The 26,118-nt window shown below is 71.9% G+C and carries 23 protein-coding genes; 19 read left to right on the forward strand and 4 right to left on the reverse strand.

The window, feature by feature from the left end; all coding sequences use genetic code 11:
* The first annotated feature begins 7 nt into the window (after window positions 1-7).
* The 12 genes from trpC (at window position 8) to IEY61_RS12140 (ending at window position 17,890) form a co-directional block, all read left to right on the forward strand.
* Window positions 8-811, forward strand: coding sequence for an indole-3-glycerol phosphate synthase TrpC (gene trpC, locus IEY61_RS12085; RefSeq protein ID WP_189043715.1), 804 nt, complete (start codon window positions 8-10; stop codon window positions 809-811).
* A gap of 35 nt (window positions 812-846) precedes the next feature.
* The gene (gene trpB / locus IEY61_RS12090) at window positions 847-2,082 is read left to right on the forward strand and encodes a tryptophan synthase subunit beta (protein ID WP_189043570.1); all 1,236 of its coding nucleotides are present in this window, start codon (window positions 847-849) and stop codon (window positions 2,080-2,082) included.
* A 5-nt stretch (window positions 2,083-2,087) separates the two neighbouring features.
* Window positions 2,088-2,900, forward strand: a complete 813-nt coding sequence (trpA, locus tag IEY61_RS12095) for a tryptophan synthase subunit alpha (protein WP_189043571.1) — start codon at window positions 2,088-2,090, stop codon at window positions 2,898-2,900.
* Between the two features lie 161 nt (window positions 2,901-3,061).
* Entirely contained in the window at window positions 3,062-4,237 is a 1,176-nt protein-coding gene (gene lgt / locus IEY61_RS12100; protein ID WP_189043573.1) for a prolipoprotein diacylglyceryl transferase, read from the forward strand.
* Between the two features lie 13 nt (window positions 4,238-4,250).
* A complete protein-coding gene (locus IEY61_RS12105; protein ID WP_189043575.1) occupies window positions 4,251-5,441 on the forward strand; it encodes an FAD-dependent oxidoreductase in 1,191 nt (396 codons plus the stop codon).
* A gap of 195 nt (window positions 5,442-5,636) precedes the next feature.
* Window positions 5,637-10,433, forward strand: a complete 4,797-nt coding sequence (gltB, locus tag IEY61_RS12110) for a glutamate synthase large subunit (protein WP_189043577.1) — start codon at window positions 5,637-5,639, stop codon at window positions 10,431-10,433.
* Window positions 10,426-11,937: a glutamate synthase subunit beta gene (locus IEY61_RS12115; RefSeq protein WP_189043579.1), complete on the forward strand. Its 1,512-nt coding sequence runs from the start codon at window positions 10,426-10,428 to the stop codon at window positions 11,935-11,937. The genes gltB and IEY61_RS12115 overlap by 8 nt, the downstream gene beginning before the upstream one ends.
* Before the next feature lie 221 nt (window positions 11,938-12,158).
* Entirely contained in the window at window positions 12,159-14,726 is a 2,568-nt protein-coding gene (locus IEY61_RS12120) for an FtsK/SpoIIIE domain-containing protein (protein WP_189043581.1), read from the forward strand.
* 2 nt (window positions 14,727-14,728) lie between these two features.
* Complete coding sequence (locus IEY61_RS12125; protein WP_189043583.1) at window positions 14,729-15,550, forward strand: hypothetical protein; 822 nt, start codon at window positions 14,729-14,731, stop codon at window positions 15,548-15,550.
* Window positions 15,551-15,736: 186 nt separating this feature from the next.
* Window positions 15,737-16,000, forward strand: coding sequence for a DUF6244 family protein (locus IEY61_RS12130; protein WP_189043585.1), 264 nt, complete (start codon window positions 15,737-15,739; stop codon window positions 15,998-16,000).
* 9 nt (window positions 16,001-16,009) lie between these two features.
* Window positions 16,010-16,432 carry a hypothetical protein gene (locus tag IEY61_RS12135; protein ID WP_189043587.1) on the forward strand — a complete coding sequence of 141 codons (423 nt, stop codon included), beginning with the start codon at window positions 16,010-16,012 and terminating at the stop codon, window positions 16,430-16,432.
* Window positions 16,433-16,840: 408 nt separating this feature from the next.
* Window positions 16,841-17,890 (forward strand): polysaccharide deacetylase family protein, encoded by a 1,050-nt coding sequence (locus IEY61_RS12140; protein ID WP_189043589.1) that lies wholly within the window; start codon window positions 16,841-16,843, stop codon window positions 17,888-17,890.
* Between the two features lie 92 nt (window positions 17,891-17,982).
* On the opposite strand, the gene IEY61_RS12145 is transcribed toward IEY61_RS12140, so the two are convergent.
* Together IEY61_RS12145 and IEY61_RS12150 are read right to left on the reverse strand one after the other, a co-directional pair.
* A complete protein-coding gene (locus IEY61_RS12145) occupies window positions 17,983-18,237 on the reverse strand; it encodes a flavin reductase (RefSeq protein WP_189043591.1) in 255 nt (84 codons plus the stop codon).
* The gene (locus IEY61_RS12150) at window positions 18,234-18,626 is read right to left on the reverse strand and encodes a hypothetical protein (RefSeq protein WP_229705839.1); all 393 of its coding nucleotides are present in this window, start codon (window positions 18,624-18,626) and stop codon (window positions 18,234-18,236) included. The genes IEY61_RS12145 and IEY61_RS12150 overlap by 4 nt, the downstream gene beginning before the upstream one ends.
* A 132-nt stretch (window positions 18,627-18,758) precedes the next feature.
* Between IEY61_RS12150 and IEY61_RS31785 the strand changes: the two genes are divergently transcribed.
* Window positions 18,759-19,526 (forward strand): helix-turn-helix domain-containing protein, encoded by a 768-nt coding sequence (locus tag IEY61_RS31785; protein WP_268240642.1) that lies wholly within the window; start codon window positions 18,759-18,761, stop codon window positions 19,524-19,526.
* Window positions 19,514-19,708, forward strand: a complete 195-nt coding sequence (locus IEY61_RS12160) for a DUF397 domain-containing protein (protein WP_189043593.1) — start codon at window positions 19,514-19,516, stop codon at window positions 19,706-19,708. Before IEY61_RS31785 ends, IEY61_RS12160 begins: the two co-directional genes overlap by 13 nt.
* 41 nt (window positions 19,709-19,749) lie before the next feature.
* On the opposite strand, the gene IEY61_RS31975 is transcribed toward IEY61_RS12160, so the two are convergent.
* Both IEY61_RS31975 and IEY61_RS12170 read right to left on the reverse strand, forming a co-directional pair.
* Entirely contained in the window at window positions 19,750-19,965 is a 216-nt protein-coding gene (locus IEY61_RS31975) for a Fic family protein (protein WP_308424566.1), read from the reverse strand.
* A gap of 233 nt (window positions 19,966-20,198) precedes the next feature.
* Window positions 20,199-20,777 (reverse strand): Panacea domain-containing protein, encoded by a 579-nt coding sequence (locus IEY61_RS12170; RefSeq protein ID WP_229705841.1) that lies wholly within the window; start codon window positions 20,775-20,777, stop codon window positions 20,199-20,201.
* Between the two features lie 219 nt (window positions 20,778-20,996).
* On the opposite strand from IEY61_RS12170, the gene IEY61_RS12175 reads away from it, so the two are divergent.
* The 5 genes from IEY61_RS12175 (at window position 20,997) to IEY61_RS12195 (ending at window position 26,023) form a co-directional block, all read left to right on the forward strand.
* On the forward strand, window positions 20,997-21,797 hold the full coding sequence (locus IEY61_RS12175; protein ID WP_189043596.1) for a TerC family protein: 801 nt from the start codon (window positions 20,997-20,999) through the stop codon (window positions 21,795-21,797).
* 243 nt (window positions 21,798-22,040) lie between these two features.
* Window positions 22,041-22,874, forward strand: a complete 834-nt coding sequence (locus tag IEY61_RS12180) for an esterase/lipase family protein (RefSeq protein ID WP_189043597.1) — start codon at window positions 22,041-22,043, stop codon at window positions 22,872-22,874.
* Between the two features lie 278 nt (window positions 22,875-23,152).
* On the forward strand, window positions 23,153-24,601 hold the full coding sequence (pyk, locus tag IEY61_RS12185; RefSeq protein ID WP_189043598.1) for a pyruvate kinase: 1,449 nt from the start codon (window positions 23,153-23,155) through the stop codon (window positions 24,599-24,601).
* Window positions 24,598-25,476, forward strand: coding sequence for an acyl-CoA thioesterase (locus tag IEY61_RS12190; protein WP_189043599.1), 879 nt, complete (start codon window positions 24,598-24,600; stop codon window positions 25,474-25,476). The genes pyk and IEY61_RS12190 overlap by 4 nt, the downstream gene beginning before the upstream one ends.
* 85 nt (window positions 25,477-25,561) lie before the next feature.
* A complete protein-coding gene (locus IEY61_RS12195; protein WP_189043600.1) occupies window positions 25,562-26,023 on the forward strand; it encodes an RrF2 family transcriptional regulator in 462 nt (153 codons plus the stop codon).
* The last annotated feature ends 95 nt before the right edge of the window (window positions 26,024-26,118 follow it).

Below are 26,118 nucleotides of genomic sequence, written 5' to 3' on the forward strand. Positions count from 1 at the left end.
CCTCGGCGTGCTCGACGAGATCCTGACCGGTGTCCGGGCGGACGTGGCCCGCCGGCAGGAGCAGGTTCCGCTGGAGCGGATCCGCGAACTGGCCGCCGCCGCGCCACCGCCGCTGGACGCCTACGCGGCACTGCGTCGGCCGGGCGTCGCCGTCATCGCGGAGGTGAAGCGCGCCTCGCCGTCGAAGGGCAAGTTGGCCGAGATCGCCGACCCGGCGGAGTTGGCCGGTGGGTACGCCGCCGGCGGTGCCCGCGCGATCAGCGTGCTCACCGAGGGGCGCTGGTTCGGCGGATCGCTGGACGATCTCGCGGCCGTGCGGGCCGCGGTGAAGATCCCGGTGCTACGCAAGGACTTCGTGGTCTCCAGCTACCAGGTGCACGAGGCCCGCGCGTACGGCGCCGACCTGGTGCTGCTGATCGTGGCCGCGTTGGAGCAGAACGCGTTGGTCGGCCTGCTCGAGCGGATCGAGTCGCTGGGCATGACCGCGCTGGTCGAGGTGCACGACGAGGAGGAGGCCGACCGGGCCCTGGAGGCCGGCGCGCAGGTGATCGGGGTCAACGCCCGCGACCTGCGTACCCTCGAGGTCGACCGGTCCGCGTTCGAGCGGATCGCGCCCGGCCTGCCGAGCAGCATCGTCAAGATCGCCGAGTCCGGCGTACGCGGCCCGCACGACCTCATCCGGTACGCCTCGGCCGGCGCCGACGCGGTGCTGGTCGGCGAGGGCCTGGTCACCCAGAAGAGCCCCCGCGAGGCGGTGGCCGAGCTGGTCAACGCCGGCAATCACCCCGCGACGCCCCGCCCGGTGCGCTGACCCGCGCCGGCTTCGTTCGAAGGAGAGGATCCGGCATGAGCGCTGACGCGCTGGCCGCCCCGGCGGCGCAGTTTCCCGACGCGGCCGGTCACTTCGGCCGCTTCGGCGGTCGCTTCGTGCCGGAGGCACTGGTCGCCGCCCTCGACGAGTTGGGCGCCGCGCACCGCGCGGCAATGGCCGACGAGCAGTTCCGGGCCGAGTTCGACGCCCTGCTGCGCGACTACGCGGGCACCCCGTCGCTGCTGTACGAGGCCCACCGGTTCTCCGCGCGGGCCGGTGCCCGGGTGCTGCTCAAGCGGGAGGACCTCAACCACACCGGCGCGCACAAGGTGCGCAACGTGCTCGGCCAGGCGCTGCTGACCCGGCGGATGGGCAAGAAGCGGGTGATCGCCGAGACCGGCGCGGGTCAGCACGGCGTCGCGACCGCCACCGCCGCCGCCCTGTTCGACCTGGACTGCGTGGTCTACATGGGGCAGGTGGACACCGAGCGGCAGGCGCTGAACGTGGCCCGGATGCGGATGCTCGGCGCCACGGTCGTACCGGTGACGAACGGCTCGCGCACGCTCAAGGACGCGATGAACGAGGCGATGCGGGACTGGGTCGCCAACGTCGACGACACCCACTACCTGATCGGCACGGCCGCCGGCCCGGACCCGTTCCCGAGGCTGGTGCGCGACTTCGTCCGGGGCATCGGCGACGAGGCGCGGGCGCAGTGCCTGGAGCTGACCGGCGCGCTGCCGGACGCGATCACCGCCTGTGTCGGCGGTGGTTCGAACGCGCTGGGCATCTTCCACGCCTTCACCGACGACCCGCAGGTGCGGCTCTACGGCTTCGAGGCGGGCGGCGAGGGCGTGGCCACCGGTCGGCACGCGGCCAGCATCACCGGCGGCTCCGCCGGCGTGCTGCACGGCACCCGCACCTACGTGCTCCAGGACGCCGACGGCCAGACGCAGGAGTCGCATTCGATCTCCGCCGGGTTGGACTACCCGGGGGTGGGGCCGGAGCACGCCTGGCTGCACGACACCGGCCGGGCCAGCTACCGGCCGGTCACCGACGCCGAGGCGATGGCGGCGTTCGAGCTGCTGTGCCGCACCGAGGGGATCATTCCCGCGATCGAGAGCGCGCACGCCCTCGCCGGCACCCTGGCCGTCGCCGGAGAACTCGCCGCCGAGCTGGGCCGGCAGCCCACCATCGTGGTCAACCTCTCCGGCCGGGGCGACAAGGACGTGCACACCGCCGGCGAGTACTTCGGCATCCTCGACAAGGAGTAAGGGCCATGAGCGAGCGCAGTCGGATCGGGGTCGTCTTCGACAAGGCCCGGGCGGACGGACGCGCGCTGCTGGTCGGCTGCATGCCGGCCGGCTTCCCCACCGTCGAGGGCAGCATCGCGGCGATGAAGACGATGATCGCCGCGGGCGTCGACGTGATCGAGTTGGAGATCCCCTACTCCGATCCGGTGATGGACGGTCCGGTGATCCAGCGGGCCAGTGGCATTGCCCTGGCCGGTGGCGTACGCACCCGGGACGCGCTGCGGATCGTCGAGGAGGTCGCGGCCACCGGCGCGCCGGTGGCCGCGATGACCTACTGGAACCCGATCGAGCAGTACGGCGTGGACGCGTTCGCCCGGGACCTCGCGGCGGCCGGGGGCACCGGAATGGTCACCCCGGATCTGATTCCCGACGAGGCCGACGAGTGGCTGGCCGCGTCGGACGCGTACGGGCTGGACCGCACCTTCCTGGTGGCGCCCTCCTCCACCGACGAGCGGCTGGCGATGACGGTCGCGCACTGCCGTGGCTTCGTCTACGCCACCGCGCTGATGGGGGTGACCGGCGCGCGTGCGCAGATCTCGCAGGCGGCGCCGGTGCTGGTGTCCCGGGTCCGGGCGGTCACCGACCTGCCGGTCGGCGTCGGGCTGGGCGTGGGCACCGGTGCGCAGGCCGCTGCCGTCGCCGGGTACGCCGACGCGGTGATCGTCGGCAGCGCGCTGATCCGCTGCCTGCTCGACGCCCCCGACCAGGAATCCGGTCTCTCCGCCCTGCGGGCGGTCAGCGCCGAGCTGGCTGAGGGCGTGCGCAACCCCACGCCCTGACCCCGCGCCGATCATGGACTTTGTGTCGCCTCTATGCCGGGATTGTCCGTGAATGCGGGGGCGAAAAGTGCAAGATCGCGGGGACGGGTGCGGGGTGGTGTGGGAAGGGCCAGCGGACCGGGGTGACGTTTGAGGGGGTGACAGCGGTAGCCTTTGCATCCGTGAGTCTCGCCTCGCCGACCTACCTGGCCGCCATCCCCAGCCCGAGCACCGCCGTGTGGCAACTCGGCCCGATTCCGCTCCGGGCGTACGCCCTGTGCATCCTCGCCGGCATCGTGGTGGCCTGCTGGGTCACCGAACGGCGACTGCGCCAACGTGGCGTGGCCCCTGGCACCGTGCTGGACATCGCCCTGTGGGCGGTGCCGGCCGGCATCATCGGCGCCCGGATCTACCACGTGATCACCTCACCGGCGGCCTACTTCGGCACCGGCGGTGATCCGATCAAGGTCTTCTTCATCCACGAGGGTGGGTTGGGGATCTGGGGTGCGGTCGCCGGGGGTGCGCTCGGCGCCTGGCTCGCCGCCCGACAACTCGGCATCCCGTTCGCGGTGGTCGCCGACGCGCTGGCACCGGGTCTGCCACTGGCGCAGGCGATCGGGCGGCTCGGCAACTGGTTCAACAACGAGCTCTACGGCGGCCGGACCGACCTGCCCTGGGGGCTGGAGATCCACCGGATGGACGGCGGGCAGGCGCTGCGCGACGAGGCGGGCCGGCCGATCCTGGAGGAGGGGCTCTATCACCCGACCTTCGCCTACGAGGCGCTGTGGAACGTCGGGGTCGCGGCGCTGGTGTTCTTCCTCGACCGCAAGCTGCGACTCGGCCGTGGCCGGGCCTTCGCGCTCTACGTGATGGGCTACACCGCGGGCCGGTTCTGGATCGAGATGATGCGCACCGACGAGGCCAACACCATCCTCGGCGTACGCCTCAATGTCTGGACCGCGGCGCTGGTGTTCCTCGGCGCGTTGATCTACTTCCTGCGGGTCCGTGGGCCGCGCGAGTACCTGATCCCGATCGGCGTGCCGGCCGCCACCACGCCGGAGGCCACCTCCGACGTCTCCCAGCTGGACCTGTCGGCCCGGCGGGCCGCCGCCGAGCCGGCCGCCCCGGAGGGCTACCGGGTGGTCAGCGAGGAGCAGTTCCGGCACTGGCGCAGCACCGGCGAGGCGCCGCCCGAGGTCGTCGCCCACGACGGGTCCGGCACCGACCACGAGTCCGGCACCGCAGCCGGCTCCGAAGCGCGGGGTGACGCGGTCGCCGGGAACGACGCCGAGCCGACCGGCGCAGCCGCCGACGCGGTGGAGTCCACGCCGGGCCGGCCCACCGATCGCGACAGCTGAACGAGGGGGCGCTATGCGGACCGCGGTGGTGGTCGGCGGTGGCCCCGGTGGCCTGGCGGTCGCCGGTGCGCTGGCCCGATCCGGCTGGCAGGTCACCCTCCTGGAGCGAGCCGACCGGATCCGCCCCGAGCCGACGGCGGTGGCGCTCTGGCCCAACGGGGTCCGCGCCCTGCGCACCCTGAATCTCGGTGCCGGCCTGGACGCGATCGCCACGCCGCTGCCCGACGGCGGTGTCCGGCGCCCCGACGGGCAGTGGCTGGTGCAGCCGCGGCAGTCCCCGGTCGAGCGGCTTCCGGTCGTGGTGCACCGGGAGGACCTGCACGACGCGCTGATCGCGGGCCTGGGCGACCGGGTCGAGCTGCGTACCGGGGTGACGGTGCGGACGGTACGCGCAGCGCCGGGCGCGCGCCCGGCGGTCGGCGACGGCCGACACACCTTCGAGGCGGACCTGATCGTCGCGGCCGACGGCGCCGACAGCGTGATCCGTCGGCAGCTCGCCCCCGAGGCGAGCCTGGTCAGTTCCGGGTGCGCCGCCTGGCGGGCGGTGATCCCCTGGTACCGGGCACCGAGTCTGTCCGGGCCCGTCGGTGGGGAGATCCTCGGCGCCGGCTACCGGTTCGTGGCCGCCTCGCTCGGCGATCGGGGCGCGTCCGGCGGGTCCAGCCGGGGCGGCATCCACTGGATGGCCACCGCGGCCGGTGCGCCCCGACCCGAGCCGCCCGAGACGCAGTTGACGCTGCTGCGCCGCTGGTACGCCGGCTGGCCCGCACCCGTCGACGAGTTGCTGGCCGCCACCGACCCGGCCGACCTGGTGCAGCAGGAGATCCGGGAACTGCGTCCGCTGCCCCGGGCGTACGGCTTTCCGCTCGGCCCGGGTGCGGTGGTGCTGCTCGGCGACGCCGCCCACGCCATGCCCCCGCACCTCGGGCAGGGCACCTGCCTCGCCTTCGAGGACGCCGCGACGCTCGCCGCGCTGCTGCGCGAGTCGACGCTGCCCGACGCGGTGATGGCGTACGACCGGGTGCGGCGGCCCCGCGCGGCGGCCGTGGTCCGGCAGACCCGCCGGATGTCGGCCGTGCTGCGGACCCGGGGCCGGCTGGCGTTGCGTGCCCGTGACGCCGCCCTCGGCACCATCACCCCTCGCCTCCTGGGTAGCGCCGCCACCATGGCCACCCAGTGGCGCCCGCCCTCCGCGTCCAGCTAGGACCATCGCCGATAACAGCCAGCGGAAATTGCCGGCGGGGAGTCCAGGGCACGGGAGTGGCGTCCCGAAATATGGATGGTGTGATCAATCTGTCCGGGCCTTGCCAAATGGGCCCTGACGTAGAATCAAATAGACCAATCAAGGGCCAGCGTCGTCCCACCCAATGAATGAACTTGAGTGACGACAGGAGGCCCGGTGGCCTTTGCTGCGTATGCACACCGCCTTCATCCGGCATCCGGATCAGGCCAACCAACATCCCCGGCCGGCCTCTACGACGGCGCCCACGAACACGACGCGTGCGGAGTGGCCTTTGTGGCCGACCTGCACGGCAGACGCTCCCACACGGTGGTCGCGAGCGGCCTCGGCGCGCTTCGCCGGCTGGACCACCGTGGTGCCCGGGGCGCCGAACCGAACACCGGTGACGGCGCGGGCATCATGATCCAGGTGCCGGACGCGTTCCTACGCGCGGTGGTGGACTTCCCGCTGCCCCCGCCCGGCGAGTACGCCACCGGCCTGGTCTTCCTTCCCGACGACGACGCGGCCGAGGCCCGTGCCCGGCAGGTGGTCGAGAAGTACGCCCTGGTCGAGGGCGCGGACCTGCTCGGCTGGCGGGACGTCCCGGTCGACCCGACCGACCTCGGCGCGACGGCGCTGGCCGTGATGCCCCGGGTGCGGCAGCTCTTCCTCGCCGCGCACCGGCTCACCGACACCGCCGCCGGCCCGGCCGGCGCCCCGCTGCGCGGCATCGAGCTGGAGCGGGTCGCCTTCTGCGTACGCAAGCAGGCCGAGCGGGAGTCCGCCGAGCGCGGCGTGCCGGCGTACTTCCCCTCGCTGTCCGGGCGGACCATGGTCTACAAGGGCATGCTTACCCCGGACCAGCTGCCCGCCTTCTTCCCCGACCTGACCGACGAGCGGGTGGAGAGCGCCATCGCGTTGGTGCACTCCCGGTTCTCCACCAACACCTTCCCGTCCTGGCCGCTGGCGCACCCGTACCGGTTCATCGCCCACAATGGCGAGATCAACACCATCCGGGGCAACCGGAACTGGATGCAGGCGAGAGAGTCGATGCTCACCGCTGCGCTGCCGGCCGCCGGCGGACACCTGCCCGGCAACATCCGCCGGATCTTCCCGGTCTGCACCCCGGCCGTCTCCGACTCGGCCAACTTCGACGAGGTCCTGGAGCTGCTGCATCTGGCCGGCCGCAGCCTGCCGCACGCGGTGCTGATGATGATCCCCGAGGCGTGGGAGAACGACCCGGACATGGACCCGGGCCGGGCGTCCTTCTACCGGTTCCACGCCAGCCTGATGGAGCCCTGGGACGGCCCCGCCTCGGTCGCCTTCACCGACGGCGAGATCGTCGGCGCGGTGCTCGACCGCAACGGCCTGCGGCCGGGCCGCTGGTGGCAGACCGCCGACGGCCTGGTGGTGCTGGGCAGCGAGGCGGGCGTGCTCGACCTCGACCCGGCGACGGTGGTCGCCAAGGGCCGACTCCAGCCCGGCAAGATGTTCCTGGTCGACACCGCGACCGGCCGGATCGTGCACGACGACGAGATCAAGACCGAGCTGGCCGCCGCCGAGCCGTACGCCGACTGGCTGCACGCCGGCCTGATCGAGCTGGACGACCTGCCGGCCCGCGAGCACGTCGTCTACACCCACGACTCGGTCCGCCGCCGCCAGCTGACCTTCGGCTACACCGAGGAGGAGCTGAAGATCCTGCTCGCGCCGATGGCCGGTACCGGCGCGGAACCGATCGGGTCGATGGGCACCGACACCCCGATCGCCCCGCTGTCCACCCGGCCGCGGTTGCTCTACGACTACTTCCACCAGCTCTTCGCCCAGGTCACCAACCCGCCGCTGGACGCCATCCGGGAGGAGCTGGTGACCAGCCTGGCCTCGACCATCGGCCCGGAGGGCAACCTGCTCGACCCCGGCCCGGCCAGCTGCCGGCAGATCGTGCTGCCCCACCCGGTGATCGACAACGACGAGCTGGCCAAGATCCTCTCCATCGACGAGGACGGTGACCTGCCCGGGTTCACGGCGGTCCGGGTCTCCGGGCTCTACCGGATCCGGGACGGCGGCGCCGGGATCAAGGCCCGGCTGACTGAGATCTGCCGGCACGTCTCCGAGGCGATCGAGGACGGCGTACGGATTCTGGTCCTCTCCGACCGGGACTCCAACGCCGACCTCGCCCCGATCCCGTCGCTGCTGCTCACCGCGGCGGTGCACCAGCACCTGGTCCGCGAGCAGACCCGCACCCAGGTCGCGCTGATCGTCGAGTCCGGCGACTGCCGCGAGGTGCACCACGCGGCGGTGCTGATCGGCTACGGTGCGGCGGCGGTCAACCCCTATCTCGCCTTCGAGTCGGTGGAGGACATGATCGCCACCGGGTCGTTGACCGGCGTCGAGCCGGAGCGAGCGGTCCGCAACTACGTCAAGGCGCTCGGCAAGGGTGTCCTGAAGATCATGTCCAAGATGGGCATCTCCACCGTGTCGTCGTACTGCGGCGCGCAGGTCTTCGAGGCGGTCGGGTTGGACGCCCGACTGGTCGAGCGGTATTTCCGGGGCACGCCGAGCACCATCAGCGGCGTCGGGCTCGACGAGATCCACACCGAGATCGCCGCGCGGTGCGAGCTGGCCTGGCCGGCGGGCGCCGACCCGCCCGCCCGGCTGCCGGTTGGTGGCGAGTACCAGTGGCGCCGCGAGGGTGAGCTGCACCTGTTCAACCCGGAGACGGTCTTCCTGCTCCAGCACGCCACCCGCAGCCGCCAGTACGACGTGTTCCGCACCTACACTTCCAAAGTCGACGAGCTGGCCGCCCGGGGCGGCTCGCTACGCGGGTTGTTCCGACTACGGACCGGTGAGCTGCCGGTGGTGCCGATCGACGAGGTCGAGCCGGCCAGCGAGATCGTCAAGCGCTTCGCCACCGGCGCCATGTCGTACGGGTCGATCTCCGCCGAGTCGCACGAGACTCTCGCGATCGCGATGAACCGCCTCGGCGGCAAGTCCAACACCGGCGAGGGCGGCGAGGACGTCGAGCGCCTGCGCGACCCGGCCCGCCGCTCCGCCGTCAAGCAGATCGCCAGTGGCCGGTTCGGGGTGACCAGTGAATACCTGGTCAACGCCGACGATCTCCAGATCAAGATGGCGCAGGGCGCCAAACCCGGCGAGGGCGGGCAGCTGCCCGGCAACAAGGTGTGGCCGTGGATCGCTCGGACCCGGCACGCCACCCCGGGCGTCGGTCTGATCTCGCCGCCGCCGCACCACGACATCTACTCCATCGAGGACCTCGCCCAGCTGGTGCACGACCTCAAGTGCGTCAATCCGGCGGCCCGGGTGCACGTCAAGCTGGTCAGTGAGGTCGGCGTCGGCACCGTCGCCGCCGGGGTGGCCAAGCTCAAGGCCGACGTCATCCTGATCTCCGGCCACGACGGCGGCACCGGCGCCTCCCCGCTGAACTCGCTCAAGCACGCCGGCACCCCCTGGGAGCTGGGCCTGGCCGAGGCACAGCAGACGCTGCTGCTCAACCGGCTGCGCGACCGGGTCACCGTGCAGGTCGACGGCCAGCTCAAGACCGGCCGGGACGTGATCGTCGCCGCGCTGCTCGGCGCCGAGGAGTTCGGCTTCGCAACCGCCCCGCTGATCGTCTCCGGTTGCGTGATGATGCGCGTCTGCCACCTGGACACCTGCCCGGTGGGCATCGCCACCCAGAACCCGGTGCTGCGTGAGCGGTTCACCGGCAGGCCGGAGTTCGTGGAGAACTTCTTCCTCTTCCTCGCCGAGGAGATCCGCGGCTACCTGGCCGAGCTGGGCCTGCACAGCATCGACGAGGCGATCGGCCGCACCGAGCTGCTCGACGTCGCCCCGGCGATCGAGCACTGGAAGGCGGGCGGGCTCGACCTGCGCCGGGTGCTGCACCTGCCGGAGCTGCCCGAGGGCGCGGCCCGTCGGGGCGTACGGGCCCAGGACCACGGCCTGGACCGGGCTCTGGACAACGAGCTGATCGCCCTGGCCGAGCCGGCGCTGCGCGAGCCGGCCGACGACGCGCCGGTCACCCGGGTCCTGGCCGAGGTGGCGATCCGCAACGAGCACCGCAGCGTCGGCGCCATGCTCGGCGGCGCGGTGACCCGCCGGCACGGCGGCGCCGGGCTGCCCGCCGACACCATCGAGTTCACCCTGCGCGGCACCGCCGGGCAGTCCTTCGGCGCGTTCCTGCCGCGCGGGGTCACCCTGCGCCTGCACGGCGACGCCAACGACTACGTCGGCAAGGGGCTCTCGGGCGGGCGGCTGGTGGTCCGGCCGGACCCGGCGGCGCCATTCGTCGCCGCCGACGCCGCGCCGGGCCACCGCGCCGAGGACCAGATCATCGCCGGCAACACCATCCTGTACGGCGCCACGTCCGGCGAGGTTTTCCTCCGCGGCCGGGCGGGGGAGCGGTTCGCGGTGCGCAACTCCGGCGCGGTGGCCGTCGTCGAGGGGGTCGGCGACCACGGTTGCGAGTACATGACCGGCGGCACGGTGGTGGTGCTCGGCGGATGCGGGCGCAACTTCGCCGCCGGCATGTCCGGCGGCACCGCGTTCGTCTGGAACCTCGACCGGCGGCTGGTCAACACCGAACTGGTCGACCTGTCCCCACCCGGCGAGCCGGAGCGGGCCCGGCTGCACGAGCTGGTGCAGCGGCACTTCGCCGAGACCGCCTCGGCGGTCGCCGAGGCGCTGCTCAAGCGCTGGCCCGAGGCGGTGGAGGAGTTCACCGCCGTGGTACCCCGCGACTACCGCCGGGTGTTGGAGATCATGCAGGCCGCCGAAGCCGCTGGCCAGGACGTCGACGAGGCGGTGATGAGCGCACTGGCGGCACCGCCCGCCCCGGCGGCACGGCCCGCGCCCGCCGACGCCTCCGCGCCGCTCCCACCCGCCGACGCGCCGCTGCCACCCGCCGACCCGCCGGTGCCACCCGCGCCGCGGGCGATCGCTCAGGAGGTGGCTCGTGCCTGACCCGAACGGTTTCCTGCGCCACGGCCGGCGACTGCCGGCCCGCCGGCCGGTGCCGGTGCGCATCAGCGACTGGCGGGAGGTCTACCCGCCGGCCGGTGCGGAACTGATCCGCGAACAGGCCACCCGCTGCATGGACTGCGGCATCCCGTTCTGCCACAGCGAGACAGCCGGGTGCCCACTGGCGAATCGGATCCCGGACTGGAACGACCTGGTCCGCACCGGCAACTGGGACGCGGCCGTGGAGACGCTGCACGCCACCAACAACTTTCCCGAGTTCACCGGCCGGCTCTGCCCGGCGCCCTGCGAGGCCGCCTGCGTACTCGGCATCGCCGGCGGCGATCCGGTGACCATCAAGCAGGTCGAGGTGGAGATCGCCGACGCGGCCGTGGCCCGCGGCCTGCCGCCGCGTCCGGCGTCGGCGTCGTCCGGCCGGTCGGTCGCCGTGGTCGGCTCCGGCCCGGCCGGGCTCGCCGCCGCGCAGCAGCTGGCCCGCGCCGGTCACGCCGTGACGGTGTACGAGCGCGACGACGCGATCGGCGGCCTGCTGCGCTACGGCATCCCCGACTTCAAGCTGGAGAAACGGCACATCGACGCCCGGCTGGCCCAGCTGCTGGCCGAGGGGGTCGTCTTCCGCACCGGGGTGAACATCGGCGTCGACGTGACCGCCGAGCAGCTCCGCGAGCAGCACGACGCGGTGCTGCTCGCCTGCGGCGCCCTCCAGGGCCGGGACACGCCGACCACGCCCGGCCGGCAGTTGCGCGGCGTGCACCAGGCGATGGCGCACCTGGTGGCCGCCAACCGGGTGGTCGCGGCGGCCGGCGAGGATCCTCCCGCCCCGGCCACCCTGCCGGACGGTACGCCGATCGACGCGGCCGGCAAACACGTGGTCATCATCGGTGGCGGCGACACCGCGGCGGACTGCCTCGGCGTGGCCCACCGGCAGGGCGCGGTCGGCGTACACCAGCTGGACCTGTACCCGCGACCGTCGCAGGCCCGCGACGAGGCCCGCGACCCGTGGCCGACCTGGCCGTGGATCCTGCGCGAGTACCCGGCGCACGAGGAGGGCGGCGAGCGGGTGTTCGCCGTGGCGGTGCAGGAGTTCGTCGACGACGGCACCGGTGCGGTCCGGGCGGTACGCGTCGCCGAGGTGACCGTCGAGAAGCGGGACGGCCGGCGCGTCGTCACCCCGGTGCCGGGCACCGAGCGGGAACTCCCCGCCGACCTGGTGCTGCTGGCGGTCGGCTTCGACGGCACCGAGGAGCAGCCGCTGCTGGCCCAGTTCGGCCTGACCCGAAACGCCCGGGGCGCCATCGACTCCCGGGCCGACTGGCAGACCGGCGCCGACGGGGTCTTCGTCGCCGGGGACATGCACCGGGGCGCCTCGCTGATCGTCTGGGCGATCGCCGAGGGCCGGGCCGCCGCCGCCGCGATCCACACCTACCTCGGCGGCCCCGGCACCCTCCCCGCCCCCGTCCACCCCACCTCCCACCCGCTCGCGGTGTAAGGAAGGGGTGTAAGGAAGGGCCCCCTTTTAACGCCTCGTGTATAGCAGGGGCCCCTTGTTAACAGTCTCTGTTGACAAGGGGCCCCGGCCGACTGCGAGCGCGCACCCTGACCCGTCGACCAGGCTGAGCGGACACGTCGGGTTCGGACACTGTGCCGCTGCCGCGGCGTCCGTTAGGGTTCTGTGCGGACCAGGCGGCGCTCGGCGGTGGGGGGCAGAGGTTGGGCAGGCTCGCGTCGGCGTACGGGCATGCGATTGCCGCTCACCACGCGGCCCGGGCACACCTCGACGCGGCCCGCGACGTGTTGCGCACGGCCGGCGTCCCGGACGCCCCGGGCCCCGACCCCGAGATCATCGCGCGGCTGGCCCGGGTGGGTGACGCGCTGGCCACCCCCGTGCCCGGAACCCCGCTGGCCCGTCAGCCGGTGCCGGTACGCGTCGGCGTCGCCGTCACCCCCGGCGGCGGGTTCCCCGTCCTGCTCCCGCTCGGCGGCGGGCACCATCTGGCGGTCGACGCCGACGGCCGCGAGCCGGCGGTGGCGGCGCTGCTGCGGGCCCTGGTGCTGCGGCTGCTGGCCATCGCCCCGCCCGGCGGCGTACGGGTGGTCGGGCTGGACACCGCCGCCCTCGGTGCCACCTTCGGGCCGCTGCGCCCGCTGCTCGATACGGGCGTCATCGAAGCTCCGGCCACCACCGAGGCGGAGGTCGCCGCCGCCCTCGACGCGGCGGAACGGCACACCCGCGCCGCCCACCAGGCCGACCGCCCGGACCAGGAACTCCTCGTGCTCGTCGCCACCGCCAGCCCGCCGCCCCGGGAGGCGGCCCGCCTCGCCGCGCTCACCCACGCCGGCCCCGCGGCGGCGGTCTGCGTCCTGGTCGCCGGCTGGCCGTCCGGCACGTCCACCGATCCGGCTCCCCGGCTGGGCGCCACCACCATGCTGCGGATGACCGGCCCCCACGCCCACGTCGGCGACCCGCCCGCCGCGCCGTTCAGCACCGACGGCAGCGGTCTCGCCGCGCCGGTGCTGCTCGACGGGGACCCCCCGTCGACCTCGGTCGCCGCCCTCGCCCAACACCTCGGGCAGGCCGCGCGGCGCGACGGTACGGTCGACTTCGCCGACCTGCTGCCCGGGCAGCGCTGGGCCGGCTCGGCCCGTGCCGGGCTGCGGACCGTGGTGGGTCGGGCCGGGCGGGACACCTTTGCCATGGCCTTCGACGACGCCACCCCGCACTGGCTGGTCGGTGGGCGTACCGGCGCCGGCAAGACGGTCTTCCTGCTCGACGTCCTCTACGGGCTGGCCGCCCGCTACTCGCCGACCGAGTTGCAGCTCTACCTGCTCGACTTCAAGGAGGGGGTGAGCTTCACCGAGTTCGTCCCCACCGGCCGGGACCCGTCCTGGCTGCCGCACGCCCGCGCCGTCGGGATCGAGAGCGACCGCGAGTACGGCGTGGCCGTGCTGCGCGAGCTGCGCCGCGAACTGAACCGGCGGGCCACCGCGCTCAAGCGGCACGGCGTCACCAAGCTCGCCGACCTGCCCGCCGACACTGCCGTGCCGCGCATCGTCGCGGTGATCGACGAGTTCCAGGTGCTGCTCGCCGGTAACGACCCGATCGCCCGTGAATCGGTGAACCTGCTGGAGGAGTTGGCCCGCAAGGGCCGCTCGTACGGCGTACACCTGGTGCTGGCCAGCCAGAGCACGACGGGCATCGAGGCGCTCTACGGCCGCGCCGAGGCGGTCTTCGGGCAGTTCGCGCTGCGGGTGGCGCTGCCCGGCGGCGGGGGAGTGCTCGACCAGCTCAACGACGCGGCGGCCACCCTGCCGGTCGGCTCGGCCGTGGTCAACACCGCCGCCGGCGTGCCCGGCGCGAACACCGTGATCCGCTTCCCGGACGTCTCCGCCGCCGCCGGTGAGCTGACCCGGCTGCGGCACGAGCTGTGGCAGGCCCGCCCGGCCGGCTCCCGGTCGCCGTCGGTGTTCCGGGGGTACGACACGGCCCGCGTCGAGGACGACTCCACCTTCACCGGGCTGCGTCCGGGTGGCCGGCGTCCCCTCGCGCTGGTCGGCCGGACGGTCGACGTGGACGGCACCAGCGCGCTGTTCATCATGGACACCGCCCCCGGCCGGCACCTGGCCGTGGTGGGCACCTCCGCCGTCGGCGCCGAGGTGCTGCGCGCCGCGACGCTGAGCCTGGCCCGGCAGCACGCCCCGGGCGAGGCGGCCTTCCTGCTCGCCCCCCTGGTTGCCGCCGCCGACCCGGCCGCCGACGACACCGCCGCCGCCCTGGCCGCCGCCGGTCACCTGGTCGAGCGCCTCGACACCGTCGCCCTGCGGGCCAACCTCGGCCTGCTCGCCAGCACGTCGGCGGGCCGCACCTCCGGGTCCGCCGCGGCCGCCGACTCGTCGGGGCGTACCTACCTGGTGGTCTTCGGGATGGACGCCGCCGCCGGGCTGCTCGCCGAGAGCGATCCGTCGACCTTCCGCTCCGGCCACGACGACCTGCGCACCCTGCTGCGTCAGGGCCCCGGCCACGGGGTGCATCTGCTCGGCTGGTGGCGCGGGCTGCGCCGGCTCGCCGACGACCTCGGCGGCACCCAGAACCGCGACGACGTCGCCTGCCTGGTCGCGTTGAACGTGCCCGGCGCCGACCTGGGTCTGCACCTGGGCGTGCACGACCTGGCGTACACGCCCCGCGCCGACCGGGCGCTGCTGGTCGACCGGCACGACCAGCGGGTCAAACTGATCGTGCCGTTCGCTCGGGACGGGCACACCTCCGACGGGCAGGAGTGAGCGTGTCCACCTTCGACGAGTACGCCGCGCTGGCCCGTCACCTCTCCAACCAGCAGCGCGCCGGCGAGCAGGGCGCCGCCGCCGAGGCGGAACGCCGACGCGACCTGCACGCCGCCGTCGAATACCTGGACGGGCGGCTCGTCGCCCAGGGCCAGCGCCTCGACCACCTCGGCCGCACGATCGGGATATCCCCGGGTACGCCTGCCCCGCCGGTCTCCGGCCCGCCGGGCGCACCCCCTCCGGTGTCGGGGGCACCGGTGTCCGGGGTGCCGACGTCGGGGGTGCCGGTGTCGGGGCCGCCGGGTGTCGGGGCGTACGGTCAGCCGGGGGTTGGGGAGACGGAGCGGGCGTTGCCGGTGGCGGTGAGCGCGATGGCGGCCGGGGTGCCGGCCCAGCGCGCCGGCCAGGTCGACCCGGCGACGGAGTTGGAGTTGGCGCGGCGCTGGGCCGACGAGGCCGACCGGCACGCGCAGCAGGCGGAGTTGCTCGCTCAGCGGCCGGCCCTGCTACCGACCTGGTCGCCGATGGCCCGTGCGGTCGCCGTCTACCTCGGCTGCGCCGGCGTCTCGGTGGTGCTCATGCTGCTCATGGTGCTCGCCTCCGGCGTCGGGGTGGTCGACGGCTTCACCCTCTACGCCTGGATGTGCGCCGGCCTGCCCGCCGTCTCGCTGATCGGCGGCTGGCTGGTGCTCGGTCGCTGGGGTCGGCCCGCCGTGGGTGCTGCCACTCCGCCCCGTCACCCGGTGCTCGGCTTCCTGCTCTGCTTCCTGGCTGTCCCGCTGGCCTACTGCGGCTACCTCCTGCTCTTCCGCGCCCTGCGCTGAGACTGCCGGGCGGCGTGTGGGCGGCGACCGTTGCAACCGCCGCTTGAATCCGCCCTGGGGGCGCTTTCGCACCAAGATCCACGTCTTGGTGCGTCGCGGGGGAGGGCGAATCTCAGTACCCTCCTGTGTGGTCGCCGCTTGTGCGGGAGTGGGGACTTTGCGTGCCGGTGGCTTGGGGGAGGGCGTGTGAGTGCAGCGGAGATGATCGCCAGGCTGGCGGCAGCCGCGCAGAAGCTGGAAGAGGCGAAGGCGAAGACAGCCGCCGCCGCCCAGGACGTGGCCGAGGCACGCCAACTCGTCGCGGGGGCGTTGCAGGGCGCTGCCGCCGGCCCGCTGATCGGCATGATCGATTCCTATCGGCAGGCGCTGGCGCAGGCGGCCCAGGGCAATGAGCCCGCCAAGCAGCAAGTCCAGGAAACGATCACCAAGGTCCGCGCGCTGGGAAACTGAGGAGGCGGCATGCGCGACGGCGGGGTGTTGGACGGGTTCCACATCGGGCATGTGCCCGCCGAGGCGGGCGAGGAGGTCTCCGACTTCGCCAGCGAGTGGGAGGATGTCCACTTCGCCTCGCGGGTGTGGGAACGGCAGACCGACGGCGGCTACCGGGCTGACCTGCGGGTTCATGTGCTGCGCGGAGAGCGACTGACGGACCTTGAAGCCCTGCGCGCCTTCCTCGTCGACTACCACGAACGTGACGCCGAGGCCTGGACCCTGCGCGACTTCTGCCATGGCGCCGCCACCGGGCTTCGGGACGAGAGCCAAGCCTTCTGGCTGGCTTCCCCGGGCGTAGGTGTGAGCGTACTGATCGATTCGGAACACCTCGACGGCGAAGACCTCATGTCGGTTTCCCTCGCCGTGGTGCCGGCCCCGAGCGAGAACTGATCACTCGGCTCAGCCGTCCAGGCAAGACAGCCAAGCCCTCCGTCAACGCTGCCCCATGTTGCCGCCTCATGTTCCGGAGTTGTTCCGGAAAGTAGCTGAGCAGCGATCCGCCGCTACCTCCGTCTGGTGGAGACGAGTGGCATCCCGGAAACATAACCGCACCTCAGCGTCGCTGTGAGCGTATCCATCGCCTCCTTTGTCGTCCGGAAAGCTTCCGGAACTCATTGACGCCTCTGAATTATCGCTGTGATAATTCGGTCCACCACGGCCGATGTGAGGCGCTTGGTCAAGGTATGGGGCGCCCCCGCTCACACCCGCATGTCCGGACCGTACTACCGCACTTTCCGCGCCCCGGCCCGACGGCCGACACCACCAGGTCGGCATCCACGACCCAAGGAGGGAAGCTCTATGTTCGGCAAACTCGACAAGCCTCGGCCACCGACCGCTCCCGGTCGGCTCAGCCACATCGTCCGGCTGGCCGTCATCGCCACCACCGTGGCGATGGGCGGCGTCGCCATCGCGGTCGTCGCGACTCCGTCCAGCGCCGCCGCCTGCAACGGTTACGTCGGACTGACCTTCGACGACGGGCCGACCGGCAGCACCAGCGCACTGCTGTCCGTGCTGCGCAACAACGGCGTACGGGCCACGATGTTCAACGTCGGGCAGAACGTCCAGAACAACCGGTCGGCGGCGCAGGCACAGGTCTCGGCCGGCATGTGGATCGGCAACCACAGCTGGAACCACGCCCATATGACCTCGATGAGTCAGAGCCAGATGCAGTCCGACCTGTCCCAGACGAATTCGGCGATCCAGTCGGCGACCGGCGTTCGGCCGCAGCTCTTCCGGCCGCCGTACGGGGAGACGAACTCCACGCTCCAGTCCGTCGCCTCGTCGCTCGGCCTGCGTCAGGTGATCTGGGACGTGGACTCCCAGGACTGGAACGGCGCCAGTGTCAGTCAGATCGTCTCCAACGCCAGCCGACTCCAGGCCGGCCAGGTCATCCTGATGCACGACGGAATCCAGAACACCCGCGACGCGATCCCGCAGATCATGGCCAACCTCACCAGCCGCAACCTGTGCCCCGGCATGATCTCGCCGTCCACCGGCCGAGCGGTGGCCCCCGACGGCAGCACACCGCCCACGACCCCGCCCAGCGGCAACCCCACCACCCCGCCACCCGGCGGCGGGTGCAGCACGTCGGTGACGCCCGGCACGGTCTGGGGCGACCGGTACAACACCACGGTGACGGTCAGCGGCGCCAACAGTTGGACCGTGGTGGTGGCCGTCACCGCGCCACAGTCGATCACCACCACGTGGAGCGGCAACGCCAGCCTGAGCAACAACAACACCGTGCTGACGATGCGCTCCAACGGCAGCGGCAACGCCTTCGGCTTCACCACGATGATGAACGGCAACTCCGGCGCCCGACCACAGGTCAGGTCCTGCACCGCCGGCTGACACCCCGCCAATCCGAGCTGCTGTGTCAGGCGACGAGTGCCAGAGCCTCGTCGCCTGACGCGCCATGGCACCGTCAGGCCAGGGCGGTGCCGTCAGCGGGAGCGGACCGGTACCCAGTCGGTGAACCGTTGGTGCAGGTTCGCCGGGTAGGTGTCCGGGTTGAGTTGGGCGAGTTGTTCGGCGGCCTCTTCGCGGAGCGTGACCAGGTGGACCAGGAGGCCCGGCATGTTCCCCCGATATTCGGCGAGCAGGCGCAGCTTGGCGGGGGAACAGGGCCAGGCACTGCCGCAGGCGTGGCAGCGCCACGTCGGGCGGGACGGGACGTGATCGCGCCGGCGCCGGCTCATCGGTCGCCCTTCGTCGTGTCGCGTCGGTTGTGGGTGCGACCGCTGCCCGGCTCGGGTACGCGTCGCATGCCGTCGGGTCGCACGAACAGCTCACGCCGGTCGACCGCGTCGCCGTGCTTGTCTAGTTGGTACGCCTGGATCCACGTCCACTCGTAGTAGGTGTGCCGGTCGGTCAGCTCGCGGATCACCCGTACGACGATCGGTTTGGCGAACTGCGGTGACGCCTCGCGGGTCAGCAGGTACACGCCGGGCGCGACCCGGGGGGTTCCGTCCGCGCGCCGACCGGGGATCGCGGCGGGTGGACGGTTCGCCCAGCGCGACGCGGGCACCGCGTTCGCGGTCCTCCCTGCGGAGGCGGGCATGGCGTTCGGGTTCCTCGGCGTGGGCACGGGCGTCTCCTTCCGGTGGGTGAGGTGGGACGGGGGTCGCTGCGGTTGCTCGCCCGGCAGCGACCCCCGTGACGTACGCGCCCACCGGGTCGGGGGGAATCGACCTCCACCGTCGAGTACCTGCTTCGTGAGCTGAGGCGACGCCGAGGGGTTGCCGGCCTGACCCAGGCCCAACTCGGCGAGCTGGTCTTCTGCTCGGACTCCCAGGCCAGCGCGATCGAGACCGGCACCAAGGCACCGAACCCGCCCTACCTCACCGCCGTCGACAAGGCCCTGAACACCGGCGGCCAATTCGCGACCCTCTGGGAGGAACTGGTCAAGGACGACGACGCCCCGGTCTGGCTGCGCGAATGGCTAGGACAGATTGAGCGGGAAGCAACCGCGCTGCGCTGGTACGAGCACTCCTTCGTGCCCGGACTCCTGCAAACCGAGGCGTACGCCCGTGCGACCTTCCGTGCGGCGGGTACGCCGCTGTCTCAGTTGGACCAGCGAGTCGCGGCGCGGATGCAGCGGCAGGCGGTGCTTGACCGTGACCCGAGTCCGCGGCTCTTCGTGGTGCTGGACGAGATGGTTCTCCGGCGGCAGTGCGGCGGCCCCGACGTCATGGCTGAGCAGGTCGAACACCCGCTGAGCTGCGCCGAACAGCCGCATATCCGGATGCAGATCGTGCCGCTGTCCGCCGGCATCTACTCAGGGTTGGCCGGGGCGTTCATCCTGGCTGACCTACCCGACGGGTCGCGCGCCGGGTGCACGGACCATCAGTTGGAGTCGCAGACCACCGGGCAGCCCGACCCCGTTGCTCGTCTGGCATTGATCTGGGACGCGGTCCGAGCTCAGGCTCTCCCGTTGGGGCAGTCGCTCGACGTGCTCAAGGAGGCGGCGAAGACATGGACCAACTGACCGGTGCGCGCTGGCGCACGTCGTCCCGCTCGTCTTCCAACGGTGGTGCCTGTGTGGAGGTCGCCGACAACCTGCCCGGCGTCGTCGGCGTACGCGATTCGGAGGACCCGACCGGGCCGGCGCTGACCTTCACCCCGACCGCCTGGCGGGCCTTCGTCGCCGGGGTCACCGAACGGCCATGACACGTAAACCGTCCAGCTGTTGGGCGACAGCCTTCGTAGCCTCAGGGTAGTCGCCGGACGACGGGGCGGAGCGCTGTGACCAGGAGGCTCAGGTCGGCCGTGGCGAGGTGTTGCTGGCAGGCAGCGATGTTCGCTTCCGCGTTCAACTCCGACCAGTCGAGCAGGTAACCGGCCGCTGCCGCGAGTTGGCGCAGAAATGCGCGGACCGTACGTCCATTGCCCTCGCGGAAAGGATGGCAGACATTCAGTTCGCGCACCAGGCTTGCTGATGTCCACCGTCCTGGTTTGTCCGGCCCACGGATAGACGTCAGAGAAAAGATGCTGGTGAAAATCTTGTAGATGTCCCAGCGCGTAGTTGCCCGGGATGATCATCCGGGAGGCTTGGACCTCGCGGATGGAGGCCAGTCTGGACTCGACCTCGGCCAGTTGGTGTGCGTCGTAGATGTCGAGTTTGTTCTGTAGGCAGTTCGTGCCTGGCCAGCAGTAGGGGTCAGTCTCGGTCACCGTGGATCCGGGCTATCTCCTGAGCGATCAATTCGTCGGCGTCCGTGACGCCGGAGGCGACGTCGCGGAGTTTGTCCTGCCAGTCCTCGTCGAACTCGACGCCTTCGAGGGCGGCGTTCGCGGAGGCGAGGGCGACAGCCGTCTCGACGTTGGCTACCTGCCGAGCGAAGTACGTCCGCATGAGATCGATATCGAGCTGTTCCGTCGAACTGGCGGAATCGGGCAGCGCACCCCGAGCGACGCGCCAGGGCAGCTCGTGGTGAGTCATGGTGGAAAGCTCGGCCGCCGAAAATCGGCCGTAGTTCGCGGCCACCCAGCGAACCGTAGCGGCCTGGGCTGGTGTCAGGCGAGACGGCTCGCCGTGCGGCCAGTCGGACACGGTGCGTTGGCGTCGGTGGTGCCGATAGAGGAGCGGCACCACCGGGCCCTCCCGCCATGCCTCGATAGGCTCCTGGAACAGGGGATGCCCCTCACGCGCCAGGTGCCAGCCCTGGCAGTAGTAGACGAGCTTCTCCAGCTTCATCGCCGTCATCGGCCCGAGTTCGCTCAACACCGCCGCTGCCACGTCATGCGCGGTAGCCACTGGCGCACCCCCTCTCCGAATCCCGGTTCTGTCTCCGACAAGCCTATCGAGCAGGGCGACAAGCGAACCTCCGCTCGCCGCCTACTCGTGGTCCGGCGTGGCCTCGCCAACTCGTCGTCCGGCGGGGCGTGCAGGGCCGTGCGACGATTCTCGGCGGTCCGGGCACCGGCCCGGCGACCGGTCGTGAGAGTCGAGGATGGCATGGAATTCTTGACCAGTCCCGAGCTGTGGATCGCGTTCGCGACCCTGCTCCTGCTGGAGATCGTGTTGGGCATCGACAACGTCGTGTTCATCTCGATTCTGTCCGGCCGGCTGCCCGAGCATCAGCAGGCTCGGGCCCGCACGATCGGCATCTCGCTCGCCCTGATCACCCGTCTGCTCCTGTTGGCCTCGCTCTCCTGGATCATCGGCCTGACCGCGCCGTGGTTCACCGTGGTGGGGCAGGAGATCTCCGGGCGGGACCTGATACTCCTGCTCGGCGGGTTGTTCCTGCTCGGCAAGGCGACGTACGAGATACACGAGCACCTGGAGGGCGACGATCACGGGCGGTCGGCCAAGAAGACCGTCTCGTTCGGTGCGGTCATCGCGCAGATCCTGGTGCTGGACGTGGTCTTCTCGCTCGACTCGGTGATCACCGCGGTCGGCATGGTCGACGAACTCGCCATCATGGTGGCTGCCGTGGTCATCGCGATGATCATCATGCTGGTCTCCTCGGGAGCGGTCAGCAGGTTCGTCAACCAGCACCCGACGGTCAAGATGCTGGCCCTGTCGTTCCTGCTGATCATCGGCGCGAGCCTGATCGCGGAGAGCTTCGACCAGCACATCCCGAAGGGCTACGTGTACGGGCCGATCGCCTTCTCGATCTTCGTGGAGTTCCTCAACCTGCGGGTCCGGGCGCGGCAACGCCGCCACGAGGTGCAGCCGGTGCAGCTGCACCCGACGTACGTGAAGAACGCTCCGGCGCGACCGGAGCCCGAGCCGGAGGCGACCCCGATCGCCTGACCCCGGGGCGCGGGTCGGTCGGGCCCAGCCGGCACCCCGGATGCCGCACGCGCCCTCGCCGGCGCGTGCAGCATCCGCTTTTGTGGCCGGTCGGTGGGTGGTCTCGCCTGGCCAGGCCGTCGCTACTCGTGCGTAACTTTTCATTGACGTTTCCAGATTGTTGCCGGATCATCAACTCACGGTCGATCGGACACACCCACCTCCACCCCGGCAACCCCGGGCTCCCTCTTGGGAGGTGCAGCGATGCTGCTCCGAAAGGCTGTCCCCGTTCTCGCCCTCACCCTCGCCGCCATCCTGGCTGCCCCGGCTGCCGCCACCGCGGCCCCCGCCACCGACCAACCCGTCAAGGCGACCCCGGCCGGCGCCGCCGCCACCGGCGCCAGCCTGGACGCCACCGCGGGGCCAGGGACGCTCGCCGCCGCCAACCCGGTCATCGTCGTCGGTGGGCTCAGTGGCATCGCCGTCGTGTACGAGCCGCTCGCCGCCCGGCTGCGCGCCGACGGCCACCGGGTCTGGATCTACCAGTTGCCGAACCTCGGGCTCGGTGACATCACCGCCTCCGCCAACAGCCTGCGTGGCTTCGTTGGGCAGGTCCGTTCCGCCACCGGAGCGAGCCGGATCGACCTGGTCGCCCACTCCGAGGGTGGCCTGGTCAGCCGCTACTACATCAAGAACCTCGGCGGTGGCGACGTGATCGGGCGCTACGTCAGCCTGGGTACGCCGCAGTACGGCACCTACGTCGCTAACATCGTGGCGTTCCTCGGCCTGGGTAGCTGCGCCGGCGTCGTGGCCTGCCAGCAGATGACGATCGGCTCGTCGTTCCTGGCCGCGCTCAACGCCGGTGACGACACCCCGGGTGCGGTGCGCTGGACCACCGTACGCACCTGGCAGGACGAACTGGTCCGGCCGGTCGACAACGCCATGCTGGCCGATGGCGTGACCAACGTGCTGATCCAGTCCAAGTGCCCGCTGCGTGTCGTCGGCCACCTCGGACTGGTCGTCGACGGCACCACCTACTCGGTCATCCGCCAGGCCCTGAACGACCAACCCATCAACCCCAACTGCCTGGCCCTCTAGCCGCACCTGCCCCCACCCCGCCGATCATGCACTTGCTGTCCGGACGAATGCCGCAAAAGGGCTGTACCGGCGACCAAAAGTGCAAGATCGGCGGGGTTTGGGTGAGTGCCTCGGCGCGCGCTGACGTCGGGGGCGTACCATTCCGGCGCGGTCGCCGTCGCCCGCCTTGACCGTCCGGCGCGGTTGCCCTGTCGGGCCGCTTCGTGCGCTGTTGGACGGTTGTTCCGCCGTGCGCAAGGGGTCGGCCCCTCGTCCGACCCGGAGGAGAGACTAGCCTGATGGGCGTGACACGCCGCGCGAAGATCGTCTGTACTCTTGGCCCCGCCACCTCGTCGCCCGAGCGCATCCGTGGGCTCGTCGAGGCCGGCATGAACGTGGCGAGGCTGAACTTCAGCCACGGCAGCCACGCCGACCACGAGGCGGTGTACCACCTCGTCCGGGAGGCCGCCGAGGCGGCCGGCCAGCCGGTGGCGATCCTGGCCGACCTCCAGGGGCCGAAGATCCGGCTGGGTCGGTTCGCCGACGGCCCGCACGAGTGGCGCACCGGTGACTCCGTGGTGATCACCAGTGACGACATCCTGGGCACCAAGGACCGGGTCTCCTGCACCTACCGGAAGCTGCCGCAGGAGGTGAAGCCGGGCGACCGGTTGCTGATCGACGACGGCCGGGTCGCCGTCGAGGTCACCGACGTCACCGGCAACGACATCCGTGTACTGATCACCGAGGGCGGGCCGGTCAGCAACAACAAGGGCGTCTCGCTGCCCAACGTGGCGGTCAGCGTGCCCGCGCTGTCGGAGAAGGACATCGAGGATCTGCGCTTCGCGCTCGGCCTCGGTGTCGACCTGATCGCGCTCTCCTTCGTCCGCTCCGCCGACGACATCAAGCTGGCCCACGCGATCATGAGCGAGGTCGGCGTGCACCGGCCGGTGCTGGCCAAGGTCGAGAAGCCGGAGGCGGTGGACAACCTCGAGGCGATCGTGCTGGCCTTCGACGGGGTCATGGTCGCCCGCGGCGACCTCGGCGTGGAGTTGCCGCTGGACGAGGTGCCGCTGGTGCAGAAGCGCGCCGTGCAGCTGTGCCGGGAGAACGCCAAGCCCGTCATCGTGGCCACCCAGATGCTCGACTCGATGATCGAGAATTCCCGGCCGACCCGCGCCGAGGCGTCCGACGTCGCCAACGCCGTGCTCGACGGCGCCGACGCGGTGATGCTCTCCGGCGAGACCAGCGTGGGCAAGTATCCGGTGCTCACCGTCAGCACCATGGCCAAGATCGTCAAGACCACCGAGGCCGGTTCGATCCTGGTGCCCCGGCTCCAGCACGATCCGCGTACGCACGGTGGCGCGCTCACCGTCGCCGCGTCCTCGATCGCCCGGGCCATCGGCGCCAAGGCGCTGGTCGCGTTCTCGCAGACCGGCGACACCGTGCGCCGGCTGAGCCGACTGCACTGCGACCTGCCCCTGCTTGCCTTCACCCCGGTGCCCGAGGTGCACTGCCAGCTCGCCCTCTCCTGGGGCGTGGAGACCTTCCTGATGCCCTTCGTGCAGCACACCGACGACATGTTCCGCCAGGTCGACGAGGCGCTGCTGGGGCTCAACCGGGCCACCCCCGGCGACTACGTGGTGATCGTCGCGGGCAGCCCGCCCGGCACCCCCGGCTCGACCAACACCCTGCGGGTGCACCAGCTCGGCTCGCTGGTCGACGCCGCGTCCGCGCGAGCACTGCGGTGACGGAGGCCGTCACCGGTCAGGCCGCCGTCGACCATCTGCTGGAGGTGCTCGACCTCGCGCCGACCGGCGCCATGTCGTTCCGGGGGATGAGCCCGCAGGTCGGCCCGCAGCGGGTCTACGGCGGCCAGGTCGCCGGCCAGGCCCTGGTCGCCGCCGGCCGGACCGTCGACCCCGAGCGGATGGTCCACTCGCTGCACGGCTACTTCGTGCGGCCCGGCGACGCGACCGAGCCGATCGAGTACGAGGTGGAGAACGTCCGCGACGGCCGATCCTTCTCGGTACGCCGCTCGGTCGCGCTCCAGCACGACAAGCCGATCTTCTTCATGTCCGCCTCGTTCCAACAACCGGAGGAGGGGCTGGACCACCAGGCTCCGGTCCCGCCGGACGTGCCCGGTCCGGACGCGGTGCCCACCATGGCCGACCGGCTCGCCCGCTACCGCGAACGGCTGGGCATCTGGGAGCAGATCCCCCGGCCCATCGACGTACGCTACGTCGGCGAGCCCGGCTGGGTGGCCCCCGGTGACCGGCCGGCCGACCCGCACCAGCGGGTGTGGATGCGCGTCGACGGGAAGCTGCCTGATGATCCGTTGCTGCACGCCTGCGCCCTGGCCTACGCCTCCGACCTGACCCTGCTCGACTCGGTGCTCTCCACACACGGCGAGGTGTGGGGGCCGGGCGGGGTGATCGGAGCGAGCCTGGATCACGCGCTCTGGCTCCACCGGCCGTTCCGCGCCGACGAGTGGTTCCTCTACGACTGCTGGAGCCCGTCCGCCTCCGGCGCGCGGGGCCTGGCCGCCGGCCGGATGTTCACCGTCGACGGCCGGCACATCGCCAGTGCCGTGCAGGAGGGGCTGCTGCGTCGCGTCGGGGGGTGACCGGAGGTGACCCGGGCGGCCGGGCGGCCCGACCGCTCCAGGGGTGATCGACTGGCGGGACCGGCCGGCCGTTAACCTGTCCGGCATGCGTCTCTCCGCCCGGGTCGACTACGCCCTACGAGCGGTCACCGAGCTGGCCTCGGTGACCGGGGCGAACCGCGGTCGCCCGGTGACCGCCGACCAGATCGCCCGGGCCCAGGAGATACCGCCGAAATTCCTGGAGAGCATCCTGCTGCAACTGCGCCGGGGCGGCATCGTGCAGGCCCAGCGGGGCCCCGAGGGCGGCTACTGGCTGGCTCGACCGGCCGAGGCGATCTCCCTGGCCGAGGTGATCCGGGTGGTCGACGGGCCGTTGGCCCACATCCGGGGGCAGCGCCCCGAGCACCTCGGCTACACCGGTGCGGCCCGCGCGCTCCAGGACGTCTGGATCGCGCTGCGCGCCAACGAACGCCAGATCCTCGAACTGGTCACGGTGGCCGACGTGGCCCAGGGCGCGCTCCCCGAGCAGGTCACCAAGTTGGCAGCCGACCCCGACGCCTGGACCTGACCCACCGCGCCCGCTCGGCCCCGTGACCTGACCCACCGGGTGGGGGCCACGAGGCGGGTGTGAGTCGTCTCAGTGGACGGTCGAGGGGTTGACGC

The organism is Micromonospora sonchi, assembly GCF_014646235.1.
GTDB lineage: Bacteria > Actinomycetota > Actinomycetes > Mycobacteriales > Micromonosporaceae > Micromonospora > Micromonospora sonchi.